This is a genomic window from Stutzerimonas sp. R40042 (assembly GCF_026642215.1).
GTDB classification, from domain to species: Bacteria; Pseudomonadota; Gammaproteobacteria; order Pseudomonadales; family Pseudomonadaceae; genus Stutzerimonas; species Stutzerimonas frequens.
Genome location: NZ_CP113258.1, coordinates 1,539,869 through 1,563,589, shown reverse-complemented (window position 1 = coordinate 1,563,589; position 23,721 = coordinate 1,539,869). Strand labels below are relative to the sequence as shown.

General features: G+C 66.2%; 19 protein-coding genes. 13 read left to right on the top strand and 6 right to left on the bottom strand.

Features of this window, described 5'->3' with window-relative positions:
- Positions 1-3 precede the first annotated feature (3 nt).
- Both OUY36_RS07465 and OUY36_RS07460 read right to left on the bottom strand, forming a co-directional pair.
- Positions 4-2,331, bottom strand: a complete 2,328-nt coding sequence (locus OUY36_RS07465; RefSeq protein ID WP_267932461.1) for a glucose/quinate/shikimate family membrane-bound PQQ-dependent dehydrogenase — start codon at positions 2,329-2,331, stop codon at positions 4-6.
- A gap of 168 nt (positions 2,332-2,499) precedes the next feature.
- Positions 2,500-3,648 (bottom strand): PQQ-dependent sugar dehydrogenase, encoded by a 1,149-nt coding sequence (locus OUY36_RS07460; protein WP_267932460.1) that lies wholly within the window; start codon positions 3,646-3,648, stop codon positions 2,500-2,502.
- 180 nt (positions 3,649-3,828) lie between these two features.
- On the opposite strand from OUY36_RS07460, the gene OUY36_RS07455 reads away from it, so the two are divergent.
- From OUY36_RS07455 to OUY36_RS07440, 4 genes are all read left to right on the top strand, one after another.
- Positions 3,829-4,008 (top strand): hypothetical protein, encoded by a 180-nt coding sequence (locus OUY36_RS07455; protein WP_267932459.1) that lies wholly within the window; start codon positions 3,829-3,831, stop codon positions 4,006-4,008.
- An 82-nt stretch (positions 4,009-4,090) separates the two neighbouring features.
- Positions 4,091-4,816 (top strand): RNA pseudouridine synthase, encoded by a 726-nt coding sequence (locus tag OUY36_RS07450; RefSeq protein WP_267932458.1) that lies wholly within the window; start codon positions 4,091-4,093, stop codon positions 4,814-4,816.
- Positions 4,817-4,944: 128 nt separating this feature from the next.
- A complete protein-coding gene (locus OUY36_RS07445) occupies positions 4,945-5,715 on the top strand; it encodes a PAAT family amino acid ABC transporter substrate-binding protein (protein WP_208217763.1) in 771 nt (256 codons plus the stop codon).
- A 78-nt stretch (positions 5,716-5,793) separates the two neighbouring features.
- The gene (locus OUY36_RS07440) at positions 5,794-6,342 is read left to right on the top strand and encodes a hypothetical protein (protein WP_063541409.1); all 549 of its coding nucleotides are present in this window, start codon (positions 5,794-5,796) and stop codon (positions 6,340-6,342) included.
- A gap of 41 nt (positions 6,343-6,383) precedes the next feature.
- On the opposite strand, the gene OUY36_RS07435 is transcribed toward OUY36_RS07440, so the two are convergent.
- The gene (locus tag OUY36_RS07435) at positions 6,384-6,572 is read right to left on the bottom strand and encodes a hypothetical protein (protein ID WP_063541407.1); all 189 of its coding nucleotides are present in this window, start codon (positions 6,570-6,572) and stop codon (positions 6,384-6,386) included.
- Between the two features lie 177 nt (positions 6,573-6,749).
- Here OUY36_RS07435 and OUY36_RS07430 point away from each other — a divergent pair, with 177 nt between their 5' ends.
- Entirely contained in the window at positions 6,750-7,610 is an 861-nt protein-coding gene (locus OUY36_RS07430; protein ID WP_267932457.1) for a DUF6279 family lipoprotein, read from the top strand.
- A gap of 10 nt (positions 7,611-7,620) precedes the next feature.
- Here OUY36_RS07430 and OUY36_RS07425 read toward each other — a convergent pair whose 3' ends face one another.
- Positions 7,621-11,940, bottom strand: coding sequence for a DEAD/DEAH box helicase (locus tag OUY36_RS07425; protein ID WP_267932456.1), 4,320 nt, complete (start codon positions 11,938-11,940; stop codon positions 7,621-7,623).
- A 117-nt stretch (positions 11,941-12,057) separates the two neighbouring features.
- Here OUY36_RS07425 and OUY36_RS07420 point away from each other — a divergent pair, with 117 nt between their 5' ends.
- Both OUY36_RS07420 and OUY36_RS07415 read left to right on the top strand, forming a co-directional pair.
- Positions 12,058-12,363 carry a hypothetical protein gene (locus OUY36_RS07420; protein ID WP_013982271.1) on the top strand — a complete coding sequence of 102 codons (306 nt, stop codon included), beginning with the start codon at positions 12,058-12,060 and terminating at the stop codon, positions 12,361-12,363.
- A gap of 9 nt (positions 12,364-12,372) precedes the next feature.
- Positions 12,373-13,068 (top strand): SDR family oxidoreductase, encoded by a 696-nt coding sequence (locus OUY36_RS07415; RefSeq protein ID WP_267932455.1) that lies wholly within the window; start codon positions 12,373-12,375, stop codon positions 13,066-13,068.
- Positions 13,069-13,077: 9 nt separating this feature from the next.
- Here OUY36_RS07415 and OUY36_RS07410 read toward each other — a convergent pair whose 3' ends face one another.
- Positions 13,078-13,893 carry an OBAP family protein gene (locus OUY36_RS07410; RefSeq protein ID WP_267932454.1) on the bottom strand — a complete coding sequence of 272 codons (816 nt, stop codon included), beginning with the start codon at positions 13,891-13,893 and terminating at the stop codon, positions 13,078-13,080.
- Between the two features lie 152 nt (positions 13,894-14,045).
- Between OUY36_RS07410 and egtB the strand changes: the two genes are divergently transcribed.
- Genes egtB through OUY36_RS07395 form a run of 3 tightly spaced genes read left to right on the top strand, consistent with a single transcriptional unit; the run spans position 14,046 to position 18,067 of the window.
- Complete coding sequence (gene egtB / locus OUY36_RS07405; protein WP_267932453.1) at positions 14,046-15,335, top strand: ergothioneine biosynthesis protein EgtB; 1,290 nt, start codon at positions 14,046-14,048, stop codon at positions 15,333-15,335.
- A gap of 2 nt (positions 15,336-15,337) precedes the next feature.
- A complete protein-coding gene (egtD, locus tag OUY36_RS07400) occupies positions 15,338-16,300 on the top strand; it encodes an L-histidine N(alpha)-methyltransferase (protein WP_267932452.1) in 963 nt (320 codons plus the stop codon).
- Positions 16,301-16,303: 3 nt separating this feature from the next.
- A complete protein-coding gene (locus OUY36_RS07395; RefSeq protein WP_267932451.1) occupies positions 16,304-18,067 on the top strand; it encodes a S8/S53 family peptidase in 1,764 nt (587 codons plus the stop codon).
- A 6-nt stretch (positions 18,068-18,073) separates the two neighbouring features.
- Here the strand turns inward: OUY36_RS07395 and OUY36_RS07390 are convergent, their stop codons facing one another.
- A complete protein-coding gene (locus OUY36_RS07390) occupies positions 18,074-18,547 on the bottom strand; it encodes a MarR family winged helix-turn-helix transcriptional regulator (protein ID WP_208217755.1) in 474 nt (157 codons plus the stop codon).
- Between the two features lie 176 nt (positions 18,548-18,723).
- Between OUY36_RS07390 and OUY36_RS07385 the strand changes: the two genes are divergently transcribed.
- The 3 genes from OUY36_RS07385 to OUY36_RS07375 all read left to right on the top strand — a co-directional run bounded on the left by OUY36_RS07385 (position 18,724) and on the right by OUY36_RS07375 (position 23,689).
- On the top strand, positions 18,724-20,496 hold the full coding sequence (locus tag OUY36_RS07385) for an N-acetylglutaminylglutamine amidotransferase (RefSeq protein ID WP_267932865.1): 1,773 nt from the start codon (positions 18,724-18,726) through the stop codon (positions 20,494-20,496).
- Between the two features lie 135 nt (positions 20,497-20,631).
- Complete coding sequence (gene ngg / locus OUY36_RS07380; protein WP_102840793.1) at positions 20,632-22,371, top strand: N-acetylglutaminylglutamine synthetase; 1,740 nt, start codon at positions 20,632-20,634, stop codon at positions 22,369-22,371.
- Between the two features lie 118 nt (positions 22,372-22,489).
- The gene (locus tag OUY36_RS07375; protein WP_110777704.1) at positions 22,490-23,689 is read left to right on the top strand and encodes an osmoprotectant NAGGN system M42 family peptidase; all 1,200 of its coding nucleotides are present in this window, start codon (positions 22,490-22,492) and stop codon (positions 23,687-23,689) included.
- The last annotated feature ends 32 nt before the right edge of the window (positions 23,690-23,721 follow it).

Sequence of the window (23,721 nt, the reverse complement as noted above, 5' to 3'; positions counted from 1 at the left end):
CTGTCAGCGTGGCAATGCATAGGCGATCACCGAATCACCGGCTTTGGTGCCCAGCGAGCCATGTCCGCCGGCGACCACCACCACCATCTGCCGACCCGAGCGGCTCTCGTAGGTCATCGGCGTGGCCTGACCGCCGGCCGGTAGACGCGCTTTCCATAGTTCGCGGCCGGTGCTGACATCGTACGCACGCAGGTAGTAGTCCAGCGTGCCGCTCAAGAACGCCACACCCCCGGCGGTGAGCATCGGTCCGCCAAGGCTCGGCACGCCCATCTTGAACGGCAGCGGAATCGGCGCACGGTCGCGCACCGTGCCGTTCTTGCGCAGCCAATGCGTCTTGCCGGTACGCAGATCGGCGCCGGCCACGTAGCCCCACGGCGGCGCGGTGCATGGCAGGCCAATGGGCGATACGAAAGCCTTCAGCTCAACGGCGAAGGGCGAGCCGAAGTTCTCGTTGAGGAACGGCTCCTCCTCGGACACGTAGGTCGTCTCGGCGTCCTCGCGCGGAATCAGGCGCGAGGTGAATGCCAGATAGGCCGGCGCGCTGAACACCATCTGCCGCACCGGATCGACCGCTACCCCGCCCCAGTTGAACACGCCGAAATTGCCCGGATGCACCAGCGTGCCCTGAGTGGAGGGTGGTGTGTAGCGCCCTTCGTAGCGCAGGGAGTGGAACTGGATATGGCACATCATCTGATCAATCAGCGTCGCGCCCCACAGGTCCTTGCCCTGCAGCTTCGGCGGTTCGTAGGACAACGCCGAGGCTGGCTGCGCCTTGGCGACCCAGTCGCCCTCGGCCGCGCCCTGCGGCGCCGGCACCTCGCGTACCGGCAGGATCGGCTCGCCCGTGCGACGGTCCAGCACATAGATGTCGCCCTGCTTGGTCGGCGCCACCAGCGCCGGGACCGGGCCCTCTTCGGTCTGGATATCGACCAGGCTCGGCTGCGCCGGCACGTCCATATCCCACAGATCATGTCGCACGGTCTGGAAAACCCAGCGCAGCTCGCCGCTCTCCAGATCCAGCGCAACGATGGAAGAAGAAAAGCGTTCGCTGTTCTCGCTCCGTCGACCACCCCATTGATCGGGCACCTGATTGCCCAGCGGCACGTAGATCAAACCCAGCGCCTCGTCTGCACTGGAAATGCTCCAGCTGTTCGGGCTGCTGGCGCTGTAGGTTTCACCCGCTGCAATGGGCGCGGTCTCGTCTGGATTGCCGGGGTCCCAGTTCCACTTCAGCTCGCCGGTGTAGACGTCATAGGCACGGATCACTCCGGAAGGCTCATTGGCGCGAACATTGTCGTTCACCGCCCCGCCGATGATGACCAGGTCGCGCGCCACCACTGGCGGGGAGGTCGAGTAGTAGAAGCCCTCCTTGACGTGGGGCATGTTGGCCCACAGGTCCACCTCGCCGTTATCGCCAAAACCGGGACAGATCTCACCGGTCTTGGCATCCAGGGCGATCAGCCGCGCGTCGGCGGTAGGCATGAACAGCCGCTGGCGACAACTCTGCGCCTCGTTGCCGGCCGGCGCGGCGTGGTAGGACAGCCCGCGACAGGTCAGATGCTGGCGGTTGACCGAATGCGGCACCTTGGGATCGAAGCGCCAGCGTTCCTGTCCGGTCTCGGCATCCAGTGCGATGACGAAGTTGTGCGGCGTGCACAGGTACAGGCTGTCATCGATCTTCAGCGGCGTGACTTCGTAGGTGGTCTCGTTCGGATCTTCGGGGCCGCGCAGGTCACCGGTATGGTAATGCCACACCGGCTCCAGACGCTCGACATTGGCTGGCGTGATCTGCGCCAGCGGCGAGTAGCGCTGGCCGTGCTGCGTGCGCCCATAGGCATGCCATTCGCCGGCCGGCACGCTGTCGGTAGCGGGCGCTTCTGCCAACGGTGGCGGCAGCATGCCCTTGATGTCATGGCTGTCGTGGCCGATGGCATAGACCGCCGTACCGCCCCACAGCAGCACCGCCAGCAGCAACGGCAGTGCAGCACCGCCCCACGCACGCCAGCCGAAATGCTGCCAGCCCAGTCGCTGCACGACCCAAGGCATGAGCAGCCACAACCCGAGCGGCGCGATGATGCTGCCGCGAGGAGCCAGCTGCCACCAGTCGGGGCCTACCTCGTACAGGGCCCAGCCGAGCGCCCCGAGCATGAGCAGTGCATAGACCCACAACGCCGCGCGTCTGCGCATCAGCAGAAGGACGCCCGTCAGCAGAAAACCGCCAGCCACGACCGCGAAATACAAGGTGCCTCCGAGACTGATGACTTTCGCGCCGCCGGCAGCCAGCGCCAAGCCGATGACGATGCAGAACAATCCGCTGATGACCACAGCCACGGCATTTCTCCCTCGATCTTGTTATCGAACCCGTACAACCCCGTTCAGGGGGCCGCCATCAGCGGCCGCCTGAAAAGTGGGACAGGCAATGCGCGGGAATGCTCCGTGCCGATCGAAGATCGCTGCATCGGCCGCGGTCAGCCACCGCGGCCATGTCGATCAGAGACGTCAGCGGGATTCGAGCCCGACCTGCAGCAGCTTGCCGTTACCGGCATCGGTGAGCAGGTAGAGAAAGCCATCCGGCCCGACGCGGACATCGCGTATGCGCGAGCCCATGTCCTTGAGCAGACGCTCCTCACCGACGATGCGATCGCCGTCCAGGCGCAGACGGATCAGTGACTGATCCACCAGAGCACCGATGAACAGGCTGTGCTGCCAGGCCGGGAAACGCTCGGCGTCATAGAACGCCATGCCACTGACGCCGGGAGATTTCGTCCAGACGTGATGCGGCGGCTCGGTGCCCGGCACGGTTTTGCCCTTGGCTTCGGGGATCGGCAGCATGCTGTAGTTGACGCCATGGGTCGCCAGCGGCCAGCCATAGTTCTTGCCGGCTTGCGGAATGTTGATCTCGTCGCCGCCCCGCGGGCCGTGCTCGTGGGTCCAGAGCACTCCGCTCCAGGGGTTGAGTGCAGCGCCCTGCTGATTGCGGTGGCCATAGGACCAGATCTCCGGCCGCGCACCATCCTGGCCGACGTAGGGGTTGTCCTGCGGCACACTGCCGTCGGGCCGGATGCGCACCACCTTGCCCTGGTGCTTGTCGAGGTCCTGTGCAGTGGAGCGCTGATTGTTCTCACCCAGGGCGACGAATAGATGGCCGTCGCCATCGAACACCAGCCGCGAGCCGAAATGCACACCACTGGACAGCTTCGGCTGCTGGCGGAAGATCACCTCGAAGTTCTCCAGCCGGGACAGATCCTCACTGAGCCTACCGCGCCCTACGGCCGTTCCGGCCATGCCCTGTTCGCCGGCTTCGGCATAGCTGAGATACACCAGCCGGTCGGTCTGAAAGTCCGGCGACAACCGCACGTCCAGCAAGCCGCCCTGCGAGCGGGCGAATACATCCGGCACCCCGGCCAGCGGCTCGGAAAGATGGCCATCCAGATCGACCAGACGCAGATGCCCCGGCCGTTCGGTCACCAGCATTCGCTTGCCGTCCGGCAGAAAGGCCAATCCCCACGGGTTCTCCAGACCGGTGATGATTTCTTTCACCCTGACCGTGCCAGCCTCGCTGGGATATTCCTGCGGCTCGGCGACGAGCTGGAGCGAAAACGCACAACCGACGCCGAAGAGCGCGGAGCGAATGACGTGACGATGCATGGCGTTCCTCCCAAGTGGCGTGACGCGGCAAGCTCCGCGCCACAACGCTCTATTGAAGACCAGCGCGGCGCGGCAAGCGTTGCGAAAACGCTTCAGGAAATGACCACCTGTAAAAATCTGAACAAAATTTGATCAAATCTGTATAATGCCCGGTTCGACTGATTGAAGGAAAAGCGATCCATGGCCACCAAGACCACCACCGCCAAGCGCAAGCCCGAACCTGCTACCGAAACCAGCCAATCCCTTGCCGCACAGATGGCAGCCTTTCTCAAGGCTGGCGGCGAAATCCAGACCATCCCCAATGGCGTGAGCGGCCAGACCCAAGGCCCGTCCCGCCAGATCACCATCAGCAAGAAGTGATCGACTGATCCGAACCGCTTTCGGCGAGCCGTTCCATGGCTCGCCGCGTTCCGCCTCCCTCCTGATCCTTTTCGAGCATCCCATGACCGACCCCGTGCGCCTTGCCAAACGCGTCGCCGAGCAATTCGGCTGTTCCCGGCGCGAGGCCGAGCTGTATGTCGAGGGCGGCTGGGTCACCGTCGACGGCGAGCTGATCGAAGCGCCCTTCGTCAAGGTCGGGCCCGAACAGCGCATCGAGCTGAAGGCAGGCGCCATTGCCCGCGAAGTCGCCCCCGTTACCCTGTTGCTGCACAAGCCGGCCGGCCTGGCGATCGGTGCCGAGGCGGAACGCATCCGCCAGGTGCTGCTGGATGGCGAACACTGGCAGGACGATCCCAACCGCATCGAGCCACTGCAACGTCACCTGCTACGGCAACACCATCTGCTGCCGCTGGATGACGACGCCAGCGGCCTGGCGATCTTCACTCAGCAGCGCGAAGTGATCCGTGTGCTGACCGCTGCACGGGACAAACCGGAGCAGGAATACATCGTCGAAGTCACCGGCGAGGCCGAAGAAGGCGGCCTGGCGCTGCTGGCCAAGGGCATCGGTCATCGTGGCAAGATCCTGCCCAAGGCCAAGGTCAGCTGGCAGAGCGAGAGCCGCCTGCGCGTGGTGGTCAAGGAGCCCGCGCCGGGTGATGTACGCATGCTCTGCGAGGCCATCGGCCTGCGCGTCATCGCCAGCAAGCGCATCCGCATCGGCCGGCTGTCGATGGCCAAGCTGCCGGTGGGGCATTGGCGCTTCCTCGGCGAGCACGAACGCTTCTGACGCCTCGGCCCGAGCCCGCCCGCAGCGCCGGTCGGCGGAGCGCACTTGCCTAACGGGCAACTGTGAACCAGTCTTTGCCGCGTATCGCGGCAAATCGCCACGACATCTCACCCGAACACAGGATCGTGATGCGGACTCTTCTGCTCTGGCTGTTGATCTGCTTTTCAGCTCCGGCACTGGCAGCCGAGCCCGTCGCCGTCTGGGCGTACCAGCCCTCTCCTCCGTTCGCCTCCGGGCAGGGCCGCGGGCTCTCCGAAGCGCTGGTAGAGCTGCTCAATGAACACCCGAGCAATCAGGATCGTTTCGAGTTTCGCCTGAGTCAGCTGCCACGCAAGCGACTCGACGCCCGGCTCGCCGCCAACGAGCCAGGCATCCTGCTCTGGGCCACGCCGGAATTCTTTCCCGAACACCTGACCACCGGCGCCAGCTGGACGCCTCCGCTGCTCTGCGACATCCAGGATTTCGTTTCCCGCCGTGACGCACCGGTCGACTACGATGGGCCACGCTCACTGCACGGCAAGCGTCTGGGCGGCATCCTCGGTCACCGCTACCGCGAGTTGCAGCCCGACATCGACAAGGGACTGATCCGCCGCGAAGACGTGCACAGCGACCTGCAGAACCTGAACAAGCTTCTCTCCGAGCGCATCGATGTGGTGCTCATGCCACGCTCTTCCCGCCTATTCTATAGCCTGACCGAGACATCGGCGGACCAGCTGTACGTCTCGCCCAAGCCGCTCTATGTCTTCGATCGCCATCTGCTGATGACTGCCAGCCTGCCCGCCGAAACCACACAATTCATGCAGCAGATGATTGCCGACCTGCCCCACAGCGCACGCTGGCTCAAGCTGCTCAGGCGCTACGGCCTGCACGAGATGAGCGCGCCCTGCCCCAGATACTGAGCGAACGTAAGCGCCACTGGCGAATCGAAGCTGGCACACCGCATACTGGCGAAAAGAGAACGGAGTACCAATTCAGCCATGAAAAAGGCATTGCTGTTCGGCCTGTTTTTGGCCCTCGGCGGCTGCGCCAGCCAGTCCTGCGATCGCGTCTGGAGCGACAGCTGTCGAGCCGAGCGCCTGCTTTACCAGAACGACCTGATGCAGGCGAAGATCCTGATTTCGGTCGGCAACGAGGATGGCTACGAGCTGGCGCAGGCCCTGCTCGATCGCAGCGCGCGCCTCGACCGGCGGGGTGAAACCGAGTTCTACCAGGCGCTGCTACTGATCCGCCAGGGCCCGGAACCGTCCGAAGTGCTGCAACTGCTGGAGCAGGCCAAGCGCAAGGGTCATCCACATGCGGTGGCGTTGCTCTACAAGATCTATCAGGAACCCTACCTGCTCGCCGAAGCCGATCCGGAAAGGGCGGAGGGCTACCGCCAGGCCTATGGCGAGCTTGATGTCGCGCGCAGCGGTTACCCGTCGTTCGAAAAGTCGCTGGAACTGGTCGACCAGCTGGTCGCCCCGCCGCCGCCTGCCGCCGAATACCAGGCCCCCTGTCCGCAGCATTGCCTGGAGCAAGCCCGCTGACCCGTCATTGATACTCGCTGCGCCGCTCCAGACGGCGCCGCTTACGGTGCAGGGGTCTGCAAGATGCGTGGCTCCTGCTCGCCGTCAGCCACCGCACGGGCTTCCTGCTCGGAGCCATAGGGTCCACCGATGATCGTGCCGTCCAGCTCCACGACCCAGCACACCGCCCAGGTCGGGCGCCAGGCCTTGGGTACGTCGTCGCCGCTGAGATGCTTGATCTGAGTGCTCATGGCTGCTCTCCACTGCTGTAGGAATGTCCACCGCCGCGCGCTACGCGGCGGGCGCTTATTCTGAAGACCACGGCATGGCCAACTTTGCTCGCCCCCGGCAAGCAGATCTCCTCTTCGATCGAACCACCGCCAGCGCCTTGGCTCTACGGAAAAGGCGCCGACCGCGAGGAACCGAGTATGCGTACCACCCGACTGCTTGTGCTAACGCTGCTGATCGCTACGCTGCTGGCGGGCTGCAGTCGCGCCACGCTGGTCTATCGCAACCTCGACACGCTGATTCCCTGGACGCTCAACGACTATCTGGATCTGGACCGCACCCAACAGCGCGAACTGCGCCAACGACTACGCGAACACCTGGCCTGGCACTGCAGCACCCAGCTGCCGGAACTCCTTGCCAGGCTCGACCGGCTGGAGCACAGCAGTGCCGACGGCCCACTCGAGCCGAGCGATCTGGAGCCGCACTACCGCGGCGTACGCGATGCCATGCACAGCATCGCCGTGGAGGTCACGCCGACCGCCACCGATCTGCTGCGGGCCTTGAACGACGCGCAAGTCGAGGAACTGCGCGAAGCGTTGGACGAGAACCGCCGCGAGCACCGCGAGAAATACCTCGAGCCCCCGCTGGAACAGCAGATCCGCGAGCGCGCCGAGCGCATGCAGGACCGCCTGCAGTACTGGTTCGGCCCATTGAACGCGCAGCAGCGCCAGCGCGTGCTGGCCTGGGCGCACACACTGAGCGAGCAGAATAGCCGCTGGCTGCGCAACCGCGAGCAATGGCAGACGATGCTGCTGGCCGCCGTCGAGCAGCGCCACGGCGCCGATTTCGATAAGCGTATCGCTCGGCTCTTGCAGGATCGCGAAGCGCTGCTGAACGAAGACGACCGCGCCGCGCTGCAACGCGCAGAACAGGCCGGTCTGGACTTGGTGGCCGACCTCCATCGCCTCGCCGACGAAAGCCAGCGCGCCCATCTGAGCGGACGGCTGACGCAGCTGCAGAGCGACTTCGGCAGTCTGAAGTGCCTGGCCCAGGCCGGCTGACGACCGGGCCTCAGCGCCCCGTCGAGGTCAGCCGGCGCAGGGCCTCGCGCTGCGCCGGCTCGTCGAGTTCGAGCAACCACTGCGGCTTGCCCGCCACCAGCGCCGCCAGCGGCACGCCATCGCGGTAGAGGATGTGGTTGCCCGGCAGCGCCGGCACCTTGCTGCCGGGCAACAGTGTCCCCAACTGATTCAGCGGATCGACCGCCGAGACCGCCAGCAGCTCGTCCGCCAACGGCCGCTTACGCACCTCGCGCAACAGCGCCAGCGCTTCCGGCAAGGCGAACTGCTCGCCCGCCACGCCTGCGACGAAACGCCCGCCGCGAATCTCGCCACGCGCTTCCAGCCGATGGTAGACCCGCAACAGCTCGCGCCAGGGCGGCAGCCAGTCCGCCTCGCGCGCCAGCAGTCGCCAGAACACCACGCCGTAACGGCGCAGCAGCACGCGGGCAATATGCTCCAGCGCCTCAGCCGAAAAGCCGGAGCGGCCGGGCGCTTCCTCGGCCTCGGCGGGTTTGCGCACCAGCGCCCAGCGGCCCGCATCGGCCATGCCGCCGATGAAGGCGCCTCCGCGGGTTCGCCGCGCAGTGCGCGAGCGCTTGCTGGCCGGCGTCAGCAGCGCACGCAGGCCGGCGAAGCTGTCGGCGTTCACCAGCCCGACCGCCACCAGTTCGCCCAGGGCGTCCTCCAGCTCGCTGCGCAGCAGATGGGCGTCGTGCTGCAGTTCGTCGAAGAACAGCGCGCCATGGGTCTGCAGGCAATCGAACACGCGCTGCGCCCGCGATGACAGTTCCGGCGCGGGCGCATCGCTGGCCAATGCATGCCAGGCACCGAGCTGGCGCCGCGGCAACAGCACGATCGGCGTGCCGCGTACCGGCCCGCCGCTGGCCTTGAGACGACCGGACAGCCGCGCCCAGACAATGCGACCAGAGCGGCACAGCTCATCCAGCCAGGTGCTGCCGTAATCCTTCAGACGGGCCGGCAGCAAATCGCTTTCCCAGGCCGTCGCGGCCGCCTGGAAGCCTTCCAGCTGCTCGACCAGTGTGTCCAGCGCCTCGCGCCCCTGCATGCGGGTGCCCGCCGACAGATGCTGCCAGTCGGCGAGAAAGCGCATGCAGTCGGCAAGCTCCACCGGCTCGATCTCGCGGCGCAGGCGCTTGACCGTGTAGCGATGGATGCGCGCCAGCAGGTGCCGCTCGCTCCACTCGTCCTCGCTCGCTCCTGGGCTGAAGCGCCCGCGCAGCACATAGCCCTGGGCCTCCAGGCGGGTCAGCGCCAGCGCCACCGCCGAGGCCGGCAGGGCCAGCGGCCGAGCGATCAGCGGCACCGGCAGCGGTGCGAAACCGCTCAGGCGGGCGCGGATCAGTTCCACCAGCGCCTCTTCTTCGTCGAGCAGCTGGTCATAGCCGGCCGGCAATGGCAGACGCGGCTCGCAGGCCGCCTGCGGATAGATCGAGCGCAGCCAGGCCAGGCGCTCCAGCGGGGTCCAGAGCGCGCGGTCGTGAGCCACCTGCAGGCGCGTCGCCCGCCCCGCGCGGGCCAGCTCGGCGAGCCATTGCAGCCAGTGCGGCTGCCCCGCCGCCTCGGCCTCGGCGATGCAGCCCAGCGCCGTCAGCGCCTCGTGCAGCTCGTCGCTGTTGCGCGCCTCCGGCCAGGCCTCCGCCCCCACCGCCGCTATCGCCTCGGGGTCCAGCGCGCCAAGGTCGTCGGCCGATTCCGGATCGCTCCAGCGACGGGCGAGCACCGCCTGGGTGCGTCGCTCTTCCAACGGGGCGTCGTCGAGAAAGGCGTAAGGGCGCGCACCGAGGATTTCCATGGCCAGTGGCGAGGGCGCCGGCAGGTCACGTGTAAGCAGCTCGACCTCTCCGCTCTCCATGCGCCGCAGCAGCGCCAGCCAACCCTCGCTGTCCATGGCCTCGTGCAGGCAGTCATCAAGGGTCTGGCGCACAAGCGGGTGGTCGGGAATCTCCCGTTCACCCACGATATTCTCCAGGCAGGCCACCTGATCGGGGAACACCGTGGCCAGCAGGTCTTCGCTTTTCATCCGCTGCAGCTGCGGCGCCACCTTGCGCCCGCCGGCCATGCGCGGCAGGGCCAGCGCGGTAGTGGCGATCCAGCGCCAGCGCACGCCGAACAGCGGCGCGTCGAGCAGCGCCTGGATCAAAACCTGTTCGGCACTGGCCGAATGCAGGTAGCGCCAGACCTCATCCAGCGCGAAGCTGTGACTGGTCGACAGCGAGAGGATGATCGCGTCCTCGGTGGCCGCCGCCTGCAGCTCGAAGTTGAAGGTGCGGCAGAAGCGCTTGCGCAGCGCCAGGCCCCAGGCGCGGTTGATGCGGCTGCCATAGGGCGAGTGGATCACCAGCTGGGTGCCGCCGGACTCATCGAAGAAGCGCTCCATGATCAGCCGCCGCTGAGTCGGCAACGCGCCCAGCGCCGCACGTGCTCGGGCAAGATATTCGACGATCTGTTGCGCGGCTTCGCGGGGGATGCCCGGGGTTTCGGCGAGCCAGTCGATCACCGGCTGCAGGCGTTCGGTCGCTTGCGACTCGGCGCTGGCCAGGCGCTGGTCGATTTCCCCGCGCAGGCGGGCGACCGCGAAGGACAGCTCGTCGCTGCGCCCCGGCGCTTCGCCGAGCCAGAACGGGATGCTTGGCGGCATGCCCTGGGCGTCCTCCACGCGCACCCGCCCCGCCTCGATCTTGAGAATGCGGTAGGAGGTGTTGCCGAGCTGGAACACGTCGCCGGCCAGGCTCTCCACGGCGAAGTCCTCGTTCACCGTGCCGATGTTCAGCCCCTGCGGCTCCAGCAGCACGGCGTAGTCGGAGTTGTCGGCGATGGTGCCGCCGGAGGTCAGCGCGGTCAGCCGCCCGCCGCGGCGGCCGCGCAGGCTGCGGGTCGCCAGGTCGCGATGCAGATAGGCGCCGCGCGCCCCATGGCGAGTGGTATAGCCTTCGGCGAGCATCCTCAGCAGCGCCTGATAAGTGTCGTCATCCAGCACCGCATAGGGCATCGCACGGCGCAGCAGCGCCAGCAGCGCGTCCTCCTGCCATTCACGGCTGGATACCTCGGCGACGATCTGCTGGGCCAGCACGTCCAGCGGCGCCGGGGGAATTCTCAGCGTGTCCAGTTCGCCGCGGCGCACGGCATCGAGGAGCGCGGCGCATTCGATCAGGTCATCACGCGAGCTGGGAAACAGGCGCCCCTTGGACACGCCGGCCACCTGGTGACCGGCGCGTCCTACTCGTTGCAGGAAGGCGGCGATCGAGCGCGGCGAGCCGAGCTGGCAGACCAGCTCCACGTCGCCGATATCGATGCCCAGTTCCAGCGAGGCGGTGGCCACCAGCACCCGCAGTTCGCCGCGTTTGAGCTTCTGCTCGGCCGTCAGCCGCTGCTCGCGCGCCAGGCTGCCGTGGTGCGCCGCCACCACCGCGCCGCCCAGCCGTTCGGCCAGATGGCGGGTGGTGCGCTCGGCCATGCGGCGCGTGTTGACGAACACCAGGGTGGTCCGATGCTCGCCGGCCAGCGCGGCCAGGCGGTCGTAGACCAGCGCCCAGGCATCGTTGCTCATCACCGCTTCCAGCGGCACCGGCGGAACTTCCAGCGCCAGGTCGCGGGCGCGGCCATGGCCGATATCGACGATCTCGCAAGGGCGCTCGGTTCCGACCAGAAAGCGCGCAACCGCGTCTATGGGCTTCTGTGTCGCGGACAACCCGACGCGCACCAGCGGCCGTTCGCAGAGCGCCTCCAGCCGCTCCAGCGACAACGCCAGGTGGCTGCCGCGCTTGTTCCCGGCGATGGCGTGGATCTCGTCGACAATCACGCTGCGCACATCGCGCAGCATCTGCCGCCCGGACTCGGAGCCGAGCAGCACGTAGAGCGATTCCGGCGTGGTGACCAGGATGTGCGGCACCCGCTTGCGCATCGCGTTGCGCTCGGCCTGCGGCGTGTCGCCGGTGCGCACAGCGGTGCGAATGTCCACCGGCGGCACGCCTAGTCGTTGCAGCTCGGCGCCGATACCGGCCAGCGGTTGCTCCAGGTTGATATGGATATCGTTGGACAGCGCCTTGAGCGGCGACACGTAGAGCACCTGGGTGCCGTCGACCAGCCCGCCCTCGGTCAGGCCCTGCTGCACCAGCGCGTCGATGGCGGCGAGAAAGGCGGTCAGTGTCTTGCCCGAACCGGTCGGCGCGGCGACCAGGGTCGAGCGACCAGCGCGCACCAACGGCCAGGCTGCCGCCTGAGCCGGTGTCGGAGCGGGAAAGCTGCGGGAAAACCAGCCCGCCACGGCGGGATGGAAGCGGCACAGCGGATCGGGGGCAGGCATGCTCATGCCGATGAATATGGTGCCGCGCCTGCCATTGCACAAGCGACAGCCGGTCGGCTGTGGGGAAACGGCACCGGCATATGGCGGTCAACTCCAGACAACGGCAACGCAACGGAGACGATCATGACCACAACGCCCCTGAGCCTGGACAACGCGATGCAACTGGCCTCGGAAGCCTTTCTGCCCTGTGGCTGCGTGACCAGCGCCAACCCCGAAGACGACAGCTTCGGTTTCACCGTGATGAACGGCAGCGGCGAAGAACTCGCCCGGGTGGCGCAGGTGCGCGACTACGCCGACCCGCTGCGCATGGCCCAGGTCATCGAGCAGACCCGCCAGGAGCTGATCGACAAGGGCTGCACCCTGGAGCCCTGGACGATGCCCTTCATCACCGACGCCAGCGCCATTCCGGAAACCACTCCGAACTACTGAGGAGGCGGCATGAGCGATCCCGTTCTGTTGATCACCGGCGCCTCTTCCGGGATCGGTGCGGCCACCGCGCGCCAGGCCGCCAAGGCCGGCTATCGCCTGGCACTGGCCGCGCGTTCGGCGGACAAGCTGCAGCGGCTGGTCGATGAAATCGGTCCGCAGCGCGCCATCGCCATCCGCTGCGACGTCACCGACTACGCCGAACAGCAGGCAATGGTGCAGCAGGTGCTGGAGCGCTTCGGCCAGCTCGATGCGGTCTACGCCAACGCCGGCATACCGGGCAGCGAAGGCGGCTTCAGCGCGGCCGACCCGGCGGTATGGAAGGAGATGCTGCTGACCAACGTCTACGGCGTCGGGCTGACGCTGCGCTGCACACTCGCCGCGCTCAAGGCCAGCCGCGGCCATCTGCTGCTCACCGGCTCGGCGGCAGGGCGCTTCGTCATTCCCGGTTCGATGTACAGCGCCAGCAAATGGGCGGTGACCGGCATGGGCCTGAGCGTGCGCGAGGAGCTGCGCGGCAGCGGTGTACGGGTCACGCTGATCGAGCCGGGCATGGTCGATACGCCGCTGTTCGACGAGCCGCCGGCCTACGCCCTGCAACCGGAGGACATCGGCCGAGCGGTGGTCTATGCGCTGTCGCAACCGGCCCATGTGGATGTCAACGAAATCCTGATCCGCCCGACACCGCCGCTGCAGGACAAGCCATAGGCACGGCGTTCAGCGCGGGTCGCTGCGTTGCTGCTGTTGCTGCAGGCGGCCCGACTCGTGAATCTCCGCCGGTCCGGTCGTATCGCCATGCCGGTGTTCACCCGCGCCACGCACCCGCTGCAACTGGATGACCTCGCCCTTCTCCCAGGCATTGGCGGCAGGATCGACCGAGGGTTGTGGAATCGATTGGCGGTTGCGGCGGGTCTCCCGGGTATCCACGCCAATACGCCGATCGCGCGCCTTTTCCAGCGCCGGATCGAGCTGGCCGTCGGCGGTAAAGCCCATCATCAGCGCTGGAATACCGTAGGGCAGCTCCTTGTCGCGATCGGTGTGCCAGGTATGCCAGGTCTTGCCGTAGGTGCTGACCACCTGCTCCATCAGCTGCCGCTCCGCCACCTCAGGCAGGCCGGGCGCAACCAGGGTGCCGGACTTCACCTCATAGTCATGGCTGTGCCAGAGCTTCTTTTCCTCTTCCGGCAGCGTTTCGAACAGGCGTGCGCTGATGATGTATTCCACGCCCATCAGCTTGGCGTCGCGGCCGTTGCCGTCATAGATCAGCGCCTGCATCACCTCCTCGTTGAGACGGGTGACATAGTGATGCGCCTCCATCTGTCCGTTCATGTCGCCGTTGTAGAAATGGAAGCCGTTGAGATAGGCGCTGACCGCGTTCAGCGGCGCCTGGCCCTGCAGCAAACGGGCGCCGGCCTCCAGCGCACGGGTCTCGGTACTTTTCGGCGCGCCCGCCGCCTCGGTGTAGGGTGCGGTGTCGTGCTGCCCGCAGGCCCCCAGAACGGCCGCGCTACAAAGGACCAGTGACTTTCGCATCGTTCGATCTCCTGCTTTGCTCATACGGGGAGTGACCACGTGCATTGCGCATTTCTTCACCACGGCCTACCCGTCCGGCAGAAACTTTTGCCCTTTGCCCCGTGTCGCTATGGGAGGCCGTTTCGGTCGCGCAAGAACCTAGGGGGACAGCCATGGGCAACCTGGCACAACAGCCGCATCCGGCATTGGCCGAACTCGATCAGTTGCTGCAGCGCTATCGACAGGTGCGCGCGACCAGCGAGGCGATCTGCGCGCCTCTGCAGATCGAGGATTACGTGATCCAGAGCACGCCGGAGGTCAGCCCGCCGAAATGGCACCTGGCGCATGTCACCTGGTTCTTCGAGACATTCGTGCTGTTGCCCTACCTGCCGAGCTATCGATGCCAGAACAAGGCCTACGACTTTCTGTTCAATTCCTACTACCAGACCCACGGCGTGCCGTTCCCCAGGGCTCGACGCGGCATGCTTTCCCGCCCCGGGGTGAAGGAGGTCTATCGCTACCGCGAGCAGGTGGACCAGGCAATCGGCGAGCTGCTAGCCAACCCGCCTCGCGAGCAGGCCGCCGAGATCGTCCGGCGGGTCGGGCTGGGCTTGCAGCACGAGCAACAACATCAGGAACTGCTGCTGATGGACATCAAGCACATCCTGGCGCAGAACCCGCTGCATCCGGTCTATCGCGACGACCTGGCGAGCCCGTTGCCGAGCCGCCCGGCGCGCCCCCGCTGGTATGACTACGCCGGTGGGGTGCAGCACATCGGCCATGCCGGCAGTGATTTCGCCTTCGATTGCGAAACACCGCGGCATCGCCAGTTCGTCGAGGATTTCCAGCTTGCCGAACGGCTGGTAACCAATGGCGAGTACCTGTCGTTCATCGCTGACGGCGGTTACGCCCGGCCGGAGCTGTGGCTTTCCGACGGCTGGGACCTGATCCAGCAGGCCGGCTGGAACGCACCGCTGTACTGGCTGCGTGAAGACGAAGCCTGGCATGAAATGACCTTGGGCGGGCTGCTCACGCTGGACCTGGAAGCGCCGGTCTGCCACGTCAGCTATTACGAGGCTGATGCCTATGCACGCTGGGCCGGCGCACGCCTGCCGAGCGAGGCCGAGTGGGAGATGGCGGCGGCCGACCAGCCGCTACGTGGCAACTTTCTCGAGAGCGACTACCTGCAACCGGTCGCCGCGCCCACCGGCCACGACGGCCCGCTGCAGCTGTTCGGCGATGTCTGGGAATGGACAGCCAGCGCCTACCTGCCCTACCCCGGCTTCCGCCCGCTGGAAGGCAGCCTGGGTGAATACAACGGCAAATTCATGTCCGGCCAGATGGTGCTGCGCGGAGGCTGTTGCGCCACGCCGGAATCCCACGTGCGGGTCACCTACCGCAACTTCTTCCAGCCGGCGATGCGCTGGCAGTTCGCCGGGCTGCGCCTGGCACGAGGACTCTGAGCATGGCCCTGGCGATTCATTTTCACGATCAGCTGCAGCAGCCGCATGAGGCCTCGTTGCGCGACGAGACCCTGGCCGGATTCGCCGCCACACCGAAGTGGGCGTCACCGAAGTTCTTCTACGATCGGCGCGGATCCGAGCTGTTCGAGCAGATATGTCGACAGCCGGAGTACTACATCACCCGCACCGAGGAACAGATCCTTGCCGAGGCGGCCAACGACATCCTCGACATCGCCGGCCCCCACAGCGACCTGATCGAGCTGGGCAGCGGCGCCAGCCGCAAGGTCCGCCTGCTGCTGGAGGCGCTGCACCCGACCAGCTACCTGGGCATCGACATCTCCGAGGACTTCCTGCTCAGCAGCACCCAACGGCTGGCGGCGGACTACCCCTGGCTGGAGGTGCATGCCGCCTGTACCGATTTTTCCCATGAGCTGAACCTGCCGGACGATTTCTCCAGCGAGCACCCGCTGGTGTTCTTCCCCGGCTCGAGCATCGGCAACTTCACCCCCGCCGAGGCCAGGGCCTTCCTGCAGCGTTTGCACGACGTGCTGCCGGCCGGCGGCGGGCTGCTGATCGGCGTCGACCTGGTCAAGGAGCGCGCCGTGCTCGAGGCCGCCTACAACGACCGCGCCCACGTGACCGCCGCCTTCAACCTCAACCTGCTGCAGCGCATCCGCAACGAGCTGGACAGCGACATCGACCCGTCGCGTTTCGTCCATCGAGCATTTTTCAACGAGAACGAATCGCGCATCGAGATGCATCTGATCAGCCCCGAGGCCCAGGACGTGACCATCGAAGGCCGGCGCTTTCATTTCGACGCCGGGGAAAGCCTGCACACGGAAAACTCCTACAAGTACACGCTGGAATCCTTCGTCGCGCTGGCGGCCACAGCCGGTTTCGACTGCCGTGGCCAGTGGACCGATCGGCGCGAACTGTTCAGCGTGAACTACCTGCAACGACGCTGAACCATGACTGCATACCGCTCGACCGTCATCGCCCTGGGCCTACTGGGCGCCTTGCTGACACAAGCCGCTACAGCCGATCAGGACATGCGCATCACCCAGCTGCAGCGATGCGGTGACCTGTTCTCCAAGCAGGCGCTGAGCTGGTGCCTTCGAACCCGCGGACTTCCGGAAAGCGAGGTGGAGCTTAAGCTCGACGGTCGCCCGCTGCGTGCCGAGCAAATCCGCCGCGACGGCGAGCGCATGCGCCTGACCCTCGCGCCTGACGAGCTACGCAGCGGCCCGCTGTGGCTGGAGCACGGCGGCCGGCGCAGCAATCCGGTCTGGCTGTCGGCCGGACGTAGCCAGGTGGTCGCCGCCAGGGCGGATGAGGTGACGCGCAACATGGACGGGCTGACTACCTACGTCGATCTGGTCAGCCTGATCATCGAGGAAGACCATGAAGGCCTGGCGAAGGCACAGCAGCTGGCCGAGAAGTATGGGGCGAAGCTGGTCGGCGCCATCCCCCCGCTCAATACCTATCAGCTGCGCCTGCCGGTGGACAACCTGATCGAGCGCGATGCCATGGTGTTGCGCCTGGGCAGCGAGGAAGGCGTGGATGCGGTGGTGATCGAGGAATCCGCTGCGGAAAACGAGGAGCAGGAACAGCCGAAGCAGCCGCGTCAACAGAACCGCGAATGGGCCGCCAACCGCTTCCTCGATGCGGTCGACTACTACCGTGAACGCATCCCGGACGGCCAGCGCGCCGCCGAGCGCAAGCCGGTGCGCATCGGCATCATCGAGCGCGCGGTAGACTTCGACGCGCCGCACTTCGCCGAATACCTGCAGCCCTGCGATCCGCAGCAGCAGCGCACCTGCCTCTACGCCCGCGACGCCGACAAGCCGGACAACCATGGCAGCAGCGTGACCGGCATTCTCGCCGCGCACGCCAGCGATGCCCGCGACCAGGGCTTTCTCGCCTCGCTGGACGGCACCGGACCGGGCTTCGAAGTGATCGTCGAGCGCAACTCGGATGCCGGCATCACCGCCAATGTCGCGGCCTCGGTGAATCTGGTCGAAGATGGCGCACGGATTCTCAACTGGAGCTGGGGCATCCATCGCATCGGCACGCTGGACGTGGAAGGCGAGCCGGTGGATTCGCTGCTGCGCTCGGGCATCGCCATGAGCGGCTACGAGGAGTTGCTGGAAGAGTTCTTCCTCTGGCTGCGCCGCGAGCACCCCGACGTGCTGGTGATCAATTCCGCCGGCAACGGCTCCGCTCACTCGAGCCGCGACGACTACCGCCTGCCCTCCTCCTTCATCACTGAGCAGCTGCTGGTGGTCGGTGGCCACGAGCGCAACGCCAAGAAAGAGGTTTCGGTGCAGCACCCGGACTACGTGCGCAAACGCAAGTCGTCGAATGTCGACATGCGTGTGGACATCACCGCCGCCGCTTGCACCCGCGCCGCCAGCCTCGACCCCGAGCAGCGCGGCGACGTGCACTGCGGCACGTCCTACGCCACGCCACTGGTGGCCGGCGCGGTAGCGGCCATGCTGTCGGTCAATCCGGAACTCACCCCCGACCAGGTGCGTGAACTGCTGCGCCGCAGCGCCATGACCATCGGCCGCGATTCGGACTTCGAGCCGGCCGAGGCGGACGACCTGACCGCGCCGATCCTGCCGTCCGAGCGCGGTTATCGGCTGGATGACAACGACGTCGGCCGCTCGGCACGACTGGACATGCGCAAGGCGCTGGAACTGACGGTGAAGAGCCTGGAGAACCCGCGCTAGGTCGCTTCACTCCATGTCGCCGCACAACTCGGCGGCGCGTAGCAAAGCGGCAGTCAGCGCATGGCGTTCCCACTGCGGCAGTGCGGCGAACCGCGCGCGGAACTCCGGTGGCAGCAACGCCGGCGCGTCCTCCAGCAGTTCCCGGCCGCTGTCGCTGAGCAGCAGCCACTGGCGGCGACGATCCTGATCGTCACGCTGACGCTGCAACAGCCCGCGTTCCTCGAGCCGATCCAGCTGCCCGGACAGCGTCGCGGCGGTCAGGCTCACGCGCCGGCTCAGGGCGCTGGCGGTCATCTGTCCTTCGCCGGCCAGCACTTGCAGGATCATCAGTTGCACGGGACTCAAGCCGCCGAAACGGGCGAGCCGCTTGGCATGCACCTCGGCGTCCTGCTGCAGTCGGCGCATGGCCTGGAACAGCGGCATCTCGAAGGCCTGAAGCCCGGCAAGATTATTTTCATTTGAAACGGTTTCTTCAGCCATTAATACGCTTTCATGTGGCTCATTAACTTTGACATCAAAGCATTATTTTGCTTTGGTGTAAAAAGATGACTGACCCGATCGAGTCTGAACCAGCGCCGCTGCGCTGGTCCGAAAAGCTGAACTTCGACGATGACGGGTCAGTCACACTCCCCAACGGCAAAACCGGTAAGGACTTTATGTGTGGCATAGCTGGAGAACTTCGTTTCGATAACCGCCCGGCCGACCTGGCCGCGGTTGAACGCATCACCCAACACCTGACTGCGCGCGGCCCCGACGCGTGCGGTTTTCACAGCCAGGGGCCGCTGGCGCTTGGCCATCGACGCCTGAAGATCATGGATCTGTGCGAGGCCTCCGGCCAGCCGATGATCGACTCGGCCCTCGGCCTGTCGATGGTCTTCAACGGCGCCATCTACAACTATCCCGAATTGCGCGCCGAGCTGGAAAATCTCGGCTATCGCTTCTTCTCCGAAGGCGACACCGAGGTACTGCTCAAAGGCTTCCACGCCTGGGGCGAGGCGTTGCTGCCGCGTCTGAATGGCATGTTCGCCTTCGCCATCTGGGAGCGCGACCGTCAGCAACTGTTCATTGCCCGCGACCGTCTCGGCGTCAAGCCGCTGTACCTGTCGCGTACCGCCCAGCGCCTGCGCTTCGCCTCTTCGCTGCCGGCGCTGCTCAAGGGCGGCGATATCGCCGGCGTGCTGAATCCGGTGGCACTGAACCACTACATGAGCTTCCACGCGGTGGTGCCGGCGCCGGACACGCTGATTGCCGGCATCGAGAAGTTGCCGCCGGCCAGCTGGATGCGTATCGACGCCGACGGCACGACCACCACCGAACGCTGGTGGAACCTGCGCTTCGGCGCCCATGAGGAAGAACGCGACTACAGCTTTGAGGACTGGAAAAGCCTGACCCTGGACACCATGCGCGAGGCGGTGGCGATCCGTCAGCGCGCTGCAGTGGACGTCGGTGTGCTGCTTTCGGGCGGCGTCGATTCCAGCCTGCTGGTGGGCCTGCTGCGAGAGGCCGGTGTCGACGACAACCTGCTGACCTTCTCCATCGGCTTCGAAGACGCCGGCGGCGAGCGCGGCGACGAGTTCAAGTACTCGGACCTCATCGCCAAGCACTACAACACCCGCCATCATCAGCTGCGCATCCAGGAAAAGGAAATCCTCGAGCAGCTGCCGGCCGCCTTCCAGGCGATGAGCGAGCCAATGGTCAGCCACGACTGCATCGCCTTCTACCTGCTCTCGCGGGAAGTGGCCAAACACTGCAAGGTGGTGCAGAGCGGTCAGGGCGCCGACGAACTGTTCGCCGGCTACCACTGGTATCCGCAGGTGGATGGCGCCGAGGACCCGGTGGCGGCCTACCTCGCTGCGTTCCGCGACCGCAGCTACGAGGAATACGCCGAAACCATGCAGCAGCAGTGGGTCAAGGGCGATTTCTCCGGCGAGTTCGTCCGTCAGCACTTCGCCCAGCCAGGAGCCGAGGCTGCGGTGGACAAGGCGCTGCGCATCGACAGCACGGTGATGCTGGTCGACGACCCGGTCAAACGCGTCGACAACATGACCATGGCCTGGGGCCTGGAGGCGCGCACGCCGTTTCTCGACTATCGCGTGGCCGAGCTGTCGGCACGCATTCCGGCGAAATTCAAGTTGCCGGAAGGCGGCAAGTACGTGCTCAAGGAAGCCGCACGCCAGGTGATCCCCGCCGCGGTGATCGACCGACCCAAGGGTTATTTCCCGGTGCCGGGCCTCAAGCACCTGCAGGGCGCCACGTTGAACTGGGTGCGCGAAATGCTGCTCGACCCCAGCCAGGAGCGCGGGCTGTACAACCCGCAGATGCTGGAGAAACTGCTCGCGGATCCGGATGGCCAGCTCACCCCGCTGCGCGGTTCAAAACTCTGGCAGCTGGCGGCGGTCAACCTATGGTTGAGCGAGCAAGGCCTTTAGGGGCCGCCGATGAGTTCGCCTTGTCGCGAAAGCCCCGATAACCCGCTCACGAACGGCTGCGGTTGGCTTGCATCAAGGGGCGGACACTTCGCCCCGCGACCCGCTGCTTCGTGACCTAGCATCAAGGAACGTACCATGCAGAAGTCCCAAGCCTACGGTCAGCGTCTGTTGCGCGGGCAGGCACCGACCTACCAGCGCTTGCAGGCACGCTTCGCGGAGGACGGCCACGAGGAGCCCTGCGGCCCGGTGACCCTGCACTGCGGCTGGGGCCGCATCCTGGTTGGCCACACTTATTCCGATCCGGCGCAGCTGGCGGCCGAACTGCTCAACGAGCAGGCCGGCGAGCGTGACATCGCGCTGTATGTCGCAGCGCCGCATCAGGTGCTGTCCTACGCACCACAACAGCTGTTCCTCGACCCCTCGGACACGCTGCGCATCTGGTTCAGCGACTATCGCCCCTCGCAGAAGCCCTTCCGCGGCTTCTGCGTACGCCGCGCACAGAGCGAGGCGGACTGGCATGCGATCAACGGGCTGTACCAGTCGCGCGGCATGATGCCGGTCGACCCGGAGCGCTGCACGCCTCGCGAAAAGGGCGGCCCGGTGTACTGGCTGGCCGAGGATGAAACCTCCGGACAGATCATCGGCAGCGTGATGGGCATCGATCACCACCGCGCCTTCAATGATCCGGAGAACGGCTCGAGCCTCTGGTGCCTGGCAGTCTCACCCAGTTGCCCGCGGCCCGGCGTCGGCGAGGCGCTGGTGCGCCATCTGATCGAGCACTACATGGGCCGTGGCCTGGCTTATCTGGATCTGTCCGTGCTGCACGACAATCAGCAGGCCAAGGCGCTCTACGCCAAGCTCGGCTTTCGTGATCTGCAGACCTTCACCGTCAAGCGCAAGAACAGCTTCAACCAGCCGCTGTTCCTCGGTCCGGGGCCGGAGGCCAAGCTCAACCCGTACGCCAAGATCATCGTCGACGAAGCTCGCCGGCGTGGCATCGAGATCGAGATCAACGATGCCGAAGCCGGGCTGTTTACCCTGACCCAGGGCGGCCGGCGGGTGCGCTGCCGCGAGTCGCTTTCCGACCTGACCTCGGCGGTGAGCATGACCCTCTGCCAGGACAAGCGCCTGACTCACCGAACCCTCTCCCACGCAGGCATCCGCCTCCCGGCGCAGCAGCTGGCGGGCACACCGGCAGATAACGCGGCTTTTCTTGCCGAGCACGGCAGCGTGGTGGTCAAGCCAGTGGACGGTGAACAGGGCATGGGGGTAGCGGTGGACCTGCGCGACGCCGTCGAGATGGAGGAAGCCATCCAGCGCGCGCGGCAGTTCGACAGCCGCGTACTGCTGGAAAGTTTCCACCCGGGACTGGACCTGCGCATCGTGGTCATCGGCTACGAGGTGGTCGCCGCGGCGATCCGCCGGCCAGCGGAAGTCATAGGAGACGGTCGCACCAGCATCGGCGCGCTGATCGAGAAGCAGAGCCGGCGGCGCCAGGCCGCCACCGGCGGCGAAAGTCATATTCCGCTGGATGAGGAAACCCAGCGCTGCCTGCGTGACGCAGGCTTCGAATTCGACAGCGTGCTGCCCGCCGGCCAGCGCCTGTCCGTGCGCCGTACCGCCAACCTGCATACCGGCGGCACGCTGGAGGATGTCACCGCTCAGCTGCATCCGGAGCTGAGTGATGCCGCGGTGCGCGCCGCCCGTGCGCTGGACATCCCGGTGGTCGGCCTGGACCTGCTGGTGCCGGCGCCGGACCAGCCGGAGTACGTCTTCATCGAAGCCAACGAGCGCGTCGGCCTGGCCAATCACGAACCACAGCCGACCGCCGAGCGCTTCATCGACCTGCTCTTTCCGCTCAGCGTCGCCGGCTGAGCGACCCCGCCCAGCCTCGCGCCGGGCAGGCAGTCGATCCAGGGCGCCCTGGTGCCCTACGAATTTTCCCCATTCATCTCATTGGCTGGCTGCAAGCCGCCGTCAACGGGAGGTTTCCATGACCGCAAAACTACCCGAACCCGACCTCAACTACCTGCAACGGGTATTACTGGAAATGCTCGCCATTCCCAGCCCCACCGGTTTCACCGACACCATCGTGCGCTACGTCGCCGAGCGCCTGACCGAACTGGGCATCCCCTTCGAGCTGACCCGCCGCGGCACCATCCGCGCCACGCTCAAGGGTCGCCGCTACAGCCCGGACCGCGCAGTCGCCGCGCACCTCGACACCATCGGCGCGATCGTCCGCGAGGTTCACGACTCCGGCCGCCTCGGCCTGGCCCCCGTCGGCTGCTGGTCGAGCCGCTTCGCCGAAGGCAGCCGCGTCAGCGTTTTCACCGATACTGGCGTGATCCGCGGCAGTGTGCTGCCACTGCTGGCCTCCGGGCATGCCTTCAACACAGCAGTGGACGAAGCCCCGGTCAGCTGGGATCACGTCGAGCTGCGCCTGGACGCCTATACCTACAGCCACGCCGAAACCTGCGCGCTGGGGGTCAACGTCGGCGACTTCGTCGCCTTCGACCCGATGCCGGAATTCACCGAAAGCGGCTATATCAGCGCTCGCCACCTCGACGACAAGGCTGGTGTCGCCGCCCTGCTGGCGTCCCTCAAGGCCATCGTCGAAAGCGGTCGCGAGCCGCCGATCGACGTGCACCCGCTGTTCACCATCACCGAGGAGACCGGCTCAGGTGCGGCCGGCGCCCTGCCCTGGGACGTCAGCGAGTTCGTCGGCATCGATATTGCGCCGGCGGCCAAGGGCCAGGCCTCCAGCGAGCATGCGGTGACCGTGGCCATGCAGGATTCCGGCGGCCCTTACGATTTCCACTTGTCGCGCCATCTGCTCAAGCTGGCCGGTGAACACGAGATCCCGGTGCGCCGCGATCTGTTTCGCTACTACCACAGTGATGCCCAGTCGGCGATCGAAGCAGGTCACGACATTCGCACCGCTCTCGTAGCCTTCGGCTGCGACGCCACCCACGGCTATGAGCGCACCCATATCGACAGTCTCGCGGCAATGAGCCGGCTGCTCTGCAGCTACATGCTGAGCGCGCCGGTGTTCGCCAGCGACGCCCATCACACCCAAGACTCCCTCGAACGCTTCAGCCACCAGCTGGAGCACGAAGCGCAGATGGAAAATGACACCCGCGTGCCGCCAGTCGATACCCTTGTCGGCCGTCATGCCAACGAGCGCGACAGCTGAGCCAAAGGCTTACGTGACGAGGCGCTTTCTTC